The sequence below is a fragment of the Veillonella sp. genome, assembly GCF_015058545.1.
Lineage (GTDB): Bacteria > Bacillota > Negativicutes > Veillonellales > Veillonellaceae > Veillonella_A.
The window spans coordinates 1-3,374 of the sequence record NZ_SVCB01000037.1 but is presented as its reverse complement, the minus strand read 5'-3'; the positions used below and the strand labels follow the sequence as shown (position 1 = coordinate 3,374).

General features: G+C 42.1%; 4 protein-coding genes. 3 read left to right on the top strand and 1 reads right to left on the bottom strand.

The features are described from left to right. The 3 genes from E7204_RS02165 to galE form a co-directional block, all read left to right on the top strand. Positions 1-492 (top strand): RNase H family protein (locus tag E7204_RS02165; protein ID WP_295181120.1); only part of this gene is annotated, 492 nt, incomplete at its 5' end. Positions 493-640: 148 nt separating this feature from the next. Next, on the top strand, positions 641-2,080 hold the full coding sequence (locus E7204_RS02160) for a glucose-6-phosphate isomerase (RefSeq protein ID WP_295181119.1): 1,440 nt from the start codon (positions 641-643) through the stop codon (positions 2,078-2,080). Between the two features lie 89 nt (positions 2,081-2,169). After that, on the top strand, positions 2,170-3,156 hold the full coding sequence (galE, locus tag E7204_RS02155; RefSeq protein ID WP_295181117.1) for a UDP-glucose 4-epimerase GalE: 987 nt from the start codon (positions 2,170-2,172) through the stop codon (positions 3,154-3,156). A 111-nt stretch (positions 3,157-3,267) separates the two neighbouring features. On the opposite strand, the gene E7204_RS02150 is transcribed toward galE, so the two are convergent. Beyond that, positions 3,268-3,374, bottom strand: a 107-nt coding sequence (locus E7204_RS02150) for an IS3 family transposase (RefSeq protein ID WP_295181121.1), incomplete at its 5' end; no start/stop codon positions are given.

Here is a 3,374-nt window from a genome sequence, read left to right as displayed (position 1 = left end):
GGCGTTGCCAATAAATCATCACAGGAATCCAATGATATGGAGGCTATTTTTGCCGATTTGGGAGCCAAAAGTGCGGTAGCTTTTATTGATGGAAGTTTTGACAAAAAAAATAAAGTGGTGGGAACCGGCGGCGTTATTTTCTATGAGGGGCAAGAAGAAACGTTTTCATACGGTACCGACAAAGAAATGTATACGGCCTATTGGAATGTGGCGGGCGAACTTTTGGGGGCCATGCATGTCATTGAATGGGCGGTAGCTAAGGAAGCTAAAGAAGTTCACATTTACTATGATTATATGGGTATTGAAATGTGGGCTACGGGTCGCTGGAAAGCGAATAATCCGCTTACCCAGCAGTATGCGGAATTTATGTTAAACAGTCGTCGTCTCATTAAAACAGTATTTCACAAGGTAGCTGCTCATACGGGTGTAATCTATAATGAAAAAGCCGATGAATTAGCTAAAGCAGGGACGACAAAGGTAATCGAATTATAAATTTTGAAACGCTATATTTGCTTAAGGTATGGATGGGGCTAAAGTTGATTGAGTTATGAATAAAATGTATGACACTCTTCGGTTTTTCTATTGCACCATAATTTATTGAACGGTACAATAAGAAGAGTGATTTAAAGGAGGAGTTTCAATGAAAAAAATCATTTTACCATCCGGTTTTACATTTGATTATACTAATTTATTTTCAGCTTGGGGCGTAACCGAAGCTGATGTTCATACTTATTTCGATTCTATTGCCAATGCCGTAAAAGCAGCCGTTCGTGTACGTACTACAGGCGTTGTGGAAGGCCATTTGTCTAAAGACGGTCAGCCGGAAGCTGTATTATTCCCGCAATTGCCGTATATTGAAGATAAAAATCTCAATAATGAAGCAGTTCTAAAACGCTTGGAAGAATTGGGTCAACATGCGAAAGAGTCTGTAGACGCAGTAGTAAGCTTCGGTATCGGCGGTTCTTATTTAGGCGGTAAAGTACTCTTTGATGTTCATTGCGGTGAATTTTGGAATCAAAAATCCGAAGCGGAACGCGACGGTTATCCAAAATTATACTTCAGTGGCAATAATGTGGATCCTCATCGCACTAATGATTTGATTGAAACCTTAAAACGCAGTGCTGCTCATAAAGGAGCTCCATATACAGTAATGCTCATTTTGATTTCCAAGTCCGGCTCTACCATTGAACCGATGTCCAATTTCATGGTTGTGCAGGAAGCGTTGGCAGCGGCCGGTATTACAGTGGAAGTCGTAGCTGTTACGGATCCTCGTACCGATGAAAAAGAAACCTTGCTTCATAAATTGGCCGTGCAGCAGAATTGGCCAACATTCGCTGTCCCTGATGGGGTGGGCGGACGTTTTTCCGTATTTACGGAAGTAGGCCTTATTATCGGTGCCGTGGTAGGTTTTAATATTCGTGAATTCTTAGACGGTGCTAAAGGCATGGACGAAGCTTGCCAGGGTGGCGATTTGCTTAAGAACCCGGCTTTGTTGAATGCAGTTTTGAAATATATTGCCGCTGAGAAATACGGTCGTATTATTGAAATCATGATGCCTTACGGTGATTCTTTGAAATCCTTGGCTGAATGGTATGTACAACTTTTAGCTGAATCCTTAGGCAAACATCAGCCGAAAACTGACGGTCGTTACGGTCGCACTCCGGTAGTCGCTGTAGGGACTACCGATATGCATGCGCAGACTCAGGAACATCAAGAAGGTCGTTTGAACAAAATTGTGTCCTTTGTAAAAGTAAAAGATTGGGAAACAAAAGCTGTTGTGCCTCATACCTATGATGAATATAAACCGCTTAAAGCCTTTAGCGGCTTGGACTTAGGGGTAATTTTAAATACTGCGTTAGAGGCTAACAGTGAAGCTTTGACGGGGGATAAACGTTTTAATGTAACCTACGAATTACCGACCTTGTCACCATATCATTTAGGCGAATTTATGTTTATGTTTTGCTGGGCTATCTTCTACGAAGGTCAATTGGCCGGTGTAGATGCGTTTGATCAGCCGGGTGTTGAAGTGTATAAAAAATTGTTGGGCCCTAAATTGGCAGCTCATCAAGCGGACAAATAAAAGATCAGCCTTGTAGGTTGGCAGTTCAGTAAGTGACAAATAATACGTTCAGTGCGTATCTAAAACCATTTGGGTTAGGGAGGATTATTATGAAAATTTTGGTTACCGGTGGGGCCGGCTATATCGGCAGTCATACTGTGCGAGCTTTGCAAAAAGCAGGTCATACGCCAATTGTTTTGGATAATTTATCACGCGGTCATGTAGAATCTTTGCCGGAAGGCGTTGAATTTATTAATATGGATATTGCCGATGCCGGTTTAGCCGATGTATTAAAGTCTAAAGGCATTGAAGGGGTTATGCATTTTGCGGCTCACTCACAAGTTGGCGAATCCATGAAAGACCCTATGATTTATTATGAAAACAATGTAGTAGGCTCATTCCGACTCATTGAATCGGTGCGTAAAGCCGGTGTCAAATATTTCGTATTTTCCTCTACCGCTGCTGTTTACGGCGAACCTGAAGTGGTACCGATTAAAGAAGATGCACGCTTAGCACCGACTAATGTATACGGTCGTACGAAGCTCATGATTGAACAAATGTTGCGCGATTATAGCGATATTTACGGCCTTCGCTATGTAGCTTTGCGTTATTTCAACGCAGCCGGCGCCGACCAAAGCGGTGAAATCGGTGAAGATCATACCCCGGAAACACATTTGATTCCTCTCATTTTGGAAGCTGCTTTAGGCAAACGCGCCAATATTTCGATTTTCGGTACTGACTATGACACGGCTGACGGCACTTGTGTGCGCGATTATATTCATGTTACCGATTTAGCTTCGGCCCATATTCTCAGTATGGAATATTTACGCGACGGTGGTGAATCCAATTACTTTAACTTGGGGACCGGCAATGGTTTCAGCGTAAAAGAAATTGTAGATGCCACTAAATCCGTAACCGGTGTAGACTTCCCGGTTGTTATCGGTGAACGTCGTGCCGGCGATCCGGGCACTTTGATTGCGTCTTCTGAAAAAGCGCAAACTGTTTTAGGTTGGAAGCCGACCCACAGTGAAGTCTCCCAGGTTATCGGTGATGCTTGGCAATGGCATAAAAACCATCCAAACGGTTATAAAAAATAATAAGGACTGTGATATTATGAATAGACTGTCTCTACAAGAAATGCGAAATTTATTAATTAAGAAAGGTCGCCTCTTGTACTGATCTGCACCCATTTTCTTGGACAGAAGTAATTAAGCAACTTTTTGGGAATGGGTCCGGTATTCTACCGGACTCATTCCTTTTAATTTAAGTTTGATACGTTTAGTATTGTAATAGTCTATGTAATCTCTTAGTTTAT

Coding starts and splice junctions, on each gene's coding strand:
- E7204_RS02160 (WP_295181119.1), top strand. CDS start 641: ATGAAAAAAATCATTTTACCATCCGGTTTTACATTTGATTATACTAAT.
- galE (WP_295181117.1), top strand. CDS start 2,170: ATGAAAATTTTGGTTACCGGTGGGGCCGGCTATATCGGCAGTCATACT.